The organism is Kitasatospora sp. NPDC091257 (assembly GCF_044757675.1).
Taxonomy (GTDB): domain Bacteria; phylum Actinomycetota; class Actinomycetes; order Streptomycetales; family Streptomycetaceae; genus Kitasatospora; species Kitasatospora lactacystinica.
Window position 1 is genome coordinate 1 of the sequence record NZ_JBIVVI010000613.1, and the last position, 5,472, is coordinate 5,472.

General features: G+C 72.4%; 6 protein-coding genes. All 6 read right to left on the reverse strand.

The features are described 5' to 3' along the window. Window positions 1-29: 29 nt before the first annotated feature. The 6 genes from rplL to ACIQOV_RS25620 all read right to left on the reverse strand — a co-directional run bounded on the left by rplL (window position 30) and on the right by ACIQOV_RS25620 (window position 5,289). Complete coding sequence (gene rplL, locus ACIQOV_RS25595) at window positions 30-413, reverse strand: 50S ribosomal protein L7/L12 (RefSeq protein ID WP_401052223.1); 384 nt, start codon at window positions 411-413, stop codon at window positions 30-32. Window positions 414-504: 91 nt separating this feature from the next. Next, complete coding sequence (gene rplJ / locus ACIQOV_RS25600) at window positions 505-1,068, reverse strand: 50S ribosomal protein L10 (RefSeq protein WP_045693068.1); 564 nt, start codon at window positions 1,066-1,068, stop codon at window positions 505-507. 371 nt (window positions 1,069-1,439) lie between these two features. Further along, a complete protein-coding gene (locus tag ACIQOV_RS25605) occupies window positions 1,440-2,318 on the reverse strand; it encodes a hypothetical protein (RefSeq protein ID WP_401052226.1) in 879 nt (292 codons plus the stop codon). A 185-nt stretch (window positions 2,319-2,503) separates the two neighbouring features. Continuing rightward, entirely contained in the window at window positions 2,504-3,418 is a 915-nt protein-coding gene (locus tag ACIQOV_RS25610) for a hypothetical protein (protein ID WP_401052228.1), read from the reverse strand. A gap of 89 nt (window positions 3,419-3,507) precedes the next feature. Then, window positions 3,508-4,386 (reverse strand): hypothetical protein, encoded by an 879-nt coding sequence (locus tag ACIQOV_RS25615; RefSeq protein WP_401052230.1) that lies wholly within the window; start codon window positions 4,384-4,386, stop codon window positions 3,508-3,510. Window positions 4,387-4,509: 123 nt separating this feature from the next. Then, window positions 4,510-5,289 carry a hypothetical protein gene (locus ACIQOV_RS25620; RefSeq protein ID WP_359897544.1) on the reverse strand — a complete coding sequence of 260 codons (780 nt, stop codon included), beginning with the start codon at window positions 5,287-5,289 and terminating at the stop codon, window positions 4,510-4,512. Between the last annotated feature and the right edge of the window lie 183 nt (window positions 5,290-5,472).

The following is a 5,472-nucleotide window of genomic DNA, read 5'->3' on the forward strand; positions in this document are numbered from 1 at the left end:
CCCTACGCCCCCTCAGAGGGGGCGCGAGATCACTTGACGGTGACCTTGGCGCCGGCACCCTCAAGGGCAGCCTTGGCCTTCTCGGCAACGTCCTTGGCAACCTTCTCCAGGACCTTGGCACCAGCGGTGTCAACGAGGTCCTTGGCCTCCTTCAGGCCGAGGGAGGTCAGGGTGCGCACCTCCTTGATGACCTGGATCTTCTTGTCGCCAGCGCCCTCGAGGATGACGTCGAACTCGTCCTGCTCCTCAGCGGCCTCGGCGGCCGGGCCGGCAACGCCGGCGGCGGCAACGGCGACCGGGGCGGCGGCGGTGACGTCGAACTTCTCCTCGAAGGCCTTCACGAAGGCGGCCAGCTCGATGAGGGTGAGCTCCTCGAACTGCGCGAGCAGCTCGTCCTGGGACAGCTTCGCCATGATGGCGTCCTTCCACTAAATCGGCAGGTTGGTGCCGGATGTACGGGTGGGGCGGGCGTACGGGCCCGCAGCGAGGCGTGAGCCTGCCGAATTACTCGGCGGCGGCGTCCTCGGCGGCGGGAGCCGGCGTACCGGCACCGCCCTGCTCGACCTTGTCGCGCAGCGCGTCCACAGTGCGGACGAGCTTCGACGGCAGGGCCTGGAAGAGCGCGGCAGCCTGGGACTGCTTGGCCTTCAGGGCACCCGCCAGCTTGGCGAGCAGCACCTCGCGGGACTCGAGGTCCGCGAGCTTCTTGATCTCATCGGCGGACAGCGCCTTACCGTCAAGGACACCGCCCTTGATGATGAGAGCGGGGTTCTCCTTGGCGAAGTCACGCAGAGCCTTCGCCGACTCCACCGGGTCACCGGTGACGAAGGCGACAGCCGTCGGACCGTTGAACAGGTCGTCGAGCTCCGTGATCCCGACCTCATTGGCCGCGATCTTGGTCAGCGTGTTCTTCACCACGGCGTACTCGGCGTTGTCGCCGAGCGAGCGACGCAGGGTCTTGACCTGCTTCACCGAGAGACCGCGGTACTCGGTCAGCAGCGCCGCGGAGGAGCCACGGAACTTGTCCGTGATCTCGGCGACGGCGGCAGCCTTGTCGGGCCTGGCCATAGGCTTACGCCTCCTTCCGTGATGTCGAATTCGGGCCGACCGCGAAAGTCGACCTAGGTCGCCGTGGACCGACCGGACGGAAGGAAAGCCCTTGCAGAAATGCAATGAGCCCCGGTGCGCAGGGGCACGGGGCTCGGAACGACCTCGACGGACCTCCACGCGAACGCGGGACCCGGAAGTCGAAGCTCCAGACGCACCTGCGCGGGCTGCCTGCGACGAAGCGCAGATCCTTCGGTCACCTGCTCCCTGACGGGCGCGGCGACAACCAGCGGTCTTTGGCTTCGGCCAGCGTAGCCGGAGCCCTCCGCGAGGTGCAAATCGCCCTCGGGCGGTGAGGGCCCGGGCCGTCCCGGAGCATCCCGGGCGCCCGCTCAGCGGGCCAGCGGGGAGACCGTCCGGACGCCGGTGTCCGCGGTGTCCGTCTCGGCCGGCGCCTGCGCCGAGAGCAGCGCGCCGGCGAGGTCGGTGTAGAGCACCGAGTCGTCCGCCCGCCCACTGTCCCCGCTGCCGGTGCGCTGGAGCCGGACCAGCTGGTCCTTGTCGTTGAGCCAGAGGTCCAGGGTGAGGGAGATCGAGCTGCCGGGCGCGAGCGCGGCCCGCAGGCCGTCCCGGCGGGACCGGGTCAGCTGGGTCTGGGCGGCGGCGTACTTCTCGGCGGTGGTGGTGACCCGGTAGTGCTCGACGGTGGAGTCCTCGAACTTCTCCTCGCCGACGAAGACCGGGTCCGTCCCCTCGGCGTTGGCCGCGGTCAGCGCCTCGACCGGGTTCAGCAGGTCGATCAGCCCGGCGTACGGGATCTCCTTGTGGCCGTCCGCGTCCGGCGGGACGGTGAAGCGCTCCCAGTGGCGGCCGCCCTGCCGGGCCGCGGTGGCGGCGTCCCCGCCCTGGTAGGCGACGGTGTCCACGACGATCAGCTGCTCGGCCTCGGCCGGGGTGGAGCGCTTGATCTGGAGCGCGGTCTTGGGCTGCCAGAACAGCGGGCCGGACCCGGCGTCCGAACCGAGCCGGTAGCTGACCTTGGCCCGGCGGGCGGTCTGCATGGCCAGCTGGGCGGAGAGCAGCACCCCGTGCGGCGAGCGGTCGGTGGGCTTGGCCTGCGCGCTCGGGGAGGCGGTGGAGAGCGGGGCGCCGACCGGGCTCGGGCTGCCGGACATCACGACGGGCGCGCCGCCGTCCCCGCCGCATCCGCTCAGCCCGCTCGCCAGCAGGGCGACGGCGGCCACTGCCGCCAACCGCTGCCGTGCCGCCATCGCCCGTTCCCCTCTCGCCCGGCCCCGTCCTGCGGCGGCCCCGTCCCGGCCACCTTGCCACCCGTCCCCGGTCCGCCCGGTGGCGGCCCCCTCCGCCGGGCGGATCCACCGGGTCGGCCCAGCCGGGCCCGGGGCCGGGGAGGCGGGGACCGACTTCCGGCGCCCCGCCTCCCCGGCCGCGCGGATCAGCTGCCGGCCGCGGCCTTCTGCAGGTCGGCGAGGTCGATGAAGTCCGCCGGGGTGGCGGCGATCACCGGGGTGCCGTAGTCCGAGTAGCTGACGGTGACGTTCAGCGCGCCGGCCTTGGTGTCGGCCACCTCGCTCCGCTTGACCACGAGCTTGTCGGCGTCGACCCAGACGTCGATCTGGTCGGTGGTGATCCCGGCCGTGTCCAGGTTCTGCTTGATCTTGTCGACCTGCGCCTGGGTCATGCCCTGGCTGGTGGCCTTGAGCACGTCGGCCGCGCTGAGCACACCGGAGTAGTGGGTGGTGGCCTTGCCGTTCACCGTCTCCTGGCCGACCTCGGTGACCTTGCCGCTGGCGATCAGCGTCCGGACGCCCTGCACCGGGTCCGCGCTCTGCAGCTGGTCGGTCGTGCCACCGGACGCCTTGGCCATGTCGGCCTTGCTGTAGCGCACCCACTTCGGGCTGCCGCTCTCCAGCAGCTGCCCGCCCAGGCCCATGTACATGGCGTCCTTGGCGTACAGGTAGTGCACCTTCGGCCCGCCGGTCAGCGGCTCCAGGAGCTTGGCCATCGGGGAGCCCGACAGGTCCATCGTGAGGTCGGCCTCCAGGCCGTCGGCCCAGGACACCGCCCCCTGGCCCTTCATGACGACCTCGCCGACCTGGATCACCTCGTCGACCTTGGCCGACTTGGCCGCGCCGGTCTTCTGGGTGACCTGCTCCAGGAAGACCGCCGGGCTGACCTTCTCCGGCTTCGCGGCGGTGGTCGGGGCGGCGGCCGACGGGGTGGCCGAGGTGGCGGCCGTGGTCGGCGCGGCCGGGGCGGCGCTCTTGTCGTCGTTGTTGTTGCACGCGGTCGCGGTCAGCGCCAGGGCGGCGAGGACGACGGCGACGGCGGTCTTGCGGGTTCCAGCCATGATTCCCCCCTTGAGGACCCCCGGGCGCGTCGTGCGCCCGGGGTGGTAGCCGGTTGTTGCGGGTGGGCCCGGTGTCCGGTCCGGCCGGATCAGCCGAGCAGCTTGAGCACGTCGGCCTCGTTGCCGAGGTCGCCGGCGGCCGGCGCCGCGATCGCGGCGGCCTTGCCGAGGTTGGAGTACTTGATCGTGACGGCCTGCTTCTCGCCGTTGGTGTCGCCGTACTCCTTGTACTGGACGAGCTCCTGGTTGCCGTTCAGCCAGAAGTCGATGGTGAGGGTCTTGCCGTCCTCCTCCAGCGTCTTCTGGACGGCCGTGCGCTGGCCCGCCGAGAGCGCCGTCATCCCGGCCACCAGCGCGGCGGTGTCCTGCTCCGCCCGCAGGTGGGTGGTCTGGACGCCGTCCACGGCCTCCTGGCCGACCTTGGAGAGCTTGCCGCTCTGGGCCGCGACGGTGAGCAGGACGACCGGGTTCGTCATCTGGCCGACCGCCCGGAAGCTGTCGCCCGTCGCGTCGGCGGGCATCTTGACCCAGTGCTTGCCGCCCAGGGCCGGCGCGACGTCGTCGCCGCCGCCGAGGTAGGCGTCCGTTCCGAGCACCCGGATCCGGAGCTTCTTGCCCTCGATGTCGCTGGCCAGGTCCACGGCCGCCTTGGCCGGGTCCTTCCAGTCCGCGTCGCCGGTGCCGGCGGGGTCGGTGGGATCGGCCGGGATCATGGTGACCTTGCCGTTGCCGGCCTTCTGCATCACCACGGCGGACGCGGCCAGCGCGGCCTTCGGGTCCGCGGCCAGGGCCGCCGCGAGCGGGTCCGCGCCCTTGGCGTCGGCGCTCTTGGTGTCACCGGGCTTGGCCTCACCGGTCTTGGTGCCGCCCTTGGCGTCGCCGCTCTTGGCGTCACTGCCGCAGGCGGTCGCGGCACCGAGCAGGACGGCCGTCGTCGCGACGGCCGAGGCGAGGCGCAGAGCGCGCATGGAGATACCCCCGTGAGATCCAGATCCCCATGGAAGAACCGATCGTCAGCTCTTCTCATGTTCTTTTCATGCGGACTCTAACGGATCGTCGATGTCCCCACGCACCGGATATCCGCCTCCCCGTCACCCGCCCGCGGCGGGCGTCGCGTCCGCCGCCCCGGGAGCCGAGACATCGGTCGTCGTCACCGTGGTTCCCGCGTCCCCCCGGACCGTCTCGCGCAGCCGCAGCAGCTGCATGCCGGGCCCGACCCAGATGTCGTAGCCGATCGCCGTCACCCCGTGCTGCCGGTACCAGTCCAGCGTGGCGGCGCGCCGTCGCGGGCTCAACTCGTCGTCCTTGCCGAACAGTTCGGCCACCGGCGCGGAGCCCTGGTAGTGCGCCACGGTCACCCCGGCCAGCTGCTCGCCGCCGAGCGAGGTGAGCTTGACGCCTTGGGCGACCTCGTACGCCCGGCCGCCCGGGCTGGAGATCAGCGCCGTCGTCCAGCCGCCCGCGAAGCCCTCCGGGTCGGGGCCCGCCCCGGGGTCGACCGACTCGGCGGTGCTCCGCTCCGCGTGCCTGGCCGCGCCGTCCTGGTAGACGAGGTCGAGGGCGCCGTCCTTCACGGTCAGCCGGCCGCTGCCGCGTTCGTCGGTGACGGTCAGTCGGGCCTCGTCCGAGGCGCCCCAGACCAGGGAGCCGCTCGCGGTGCGCCGGCCGCCCGGGCCCTCCCGCACCACGTCGATCCGGGCGCTGCCGGCGTCGTCCAGCGCCTGCGCGGCGGTGAGCACCACCTGCTTGGGCGGCACCGGCGCGGGGCCCCCGGGGGTGCCGGTGGTCGGAGCGGCCAGCAGGCTGCACCCGGTGGTGGTGGCGAGCAGCAGGGCCGCTGCGAGAACGGTGGGGCGAGGGGCGGGCGGCACGGCACACTCCGGCGGTCACAGGTGCTCCATGTGGTCTGACCGGCAGAGCGTACGACGGTTCGGCCCGCCGTTCCCATCCGCCGGTGTCCCGGTCCGGCAGCCCGCCCGGCCCTCCGGCCCGCAGCGGCCCCGCACCCGGCGTGGAAGCTCACCGTCGGCGACCTCCAGGACAACCTGGTCGAG

Excerpts from the sequence above, each read along its gene's own strand:
- rplJ (WP_045693068.1), bottom strand. The coding sequence starts at position 1,068 with ATGGCCAGGCCCGACAAGGCTGCCGCCGTCGCCGAGATCACGGACAAG.
- ACIQOV_RS25615 (WP_401052230.1), bottom strand. The coding sequence starts at position 4,386 with ATGCGCGCTCTGCGCCTCGCCTCGGCCGTCGCGACGACGGCCGTCCTG.
- ACIQOV_RS25605 (WP_401052226.1), bottom strand. The coding sequence starts at position 2,318 with ATGGCGGCACGGCAGCGGTTGGCGGCAGTGGCCGCCGTCGCCCTGCTG.
- rplL (WP_401052223.1), bottom strand. The coding sequence starts at position 413 with ATGGCGAAGCTGTCCCAGGACGAGCTGCTCGCGCAGTTCGAGGAGCTC.
- ACIQOV_RS25610 (WP_401052228.1), bottom strand. The coding sequence starts at position 3,418 with ATGGCTGGAACCCGCAAGACCGCCGTCGCCGTCGTCCTCGCCGCCCTG.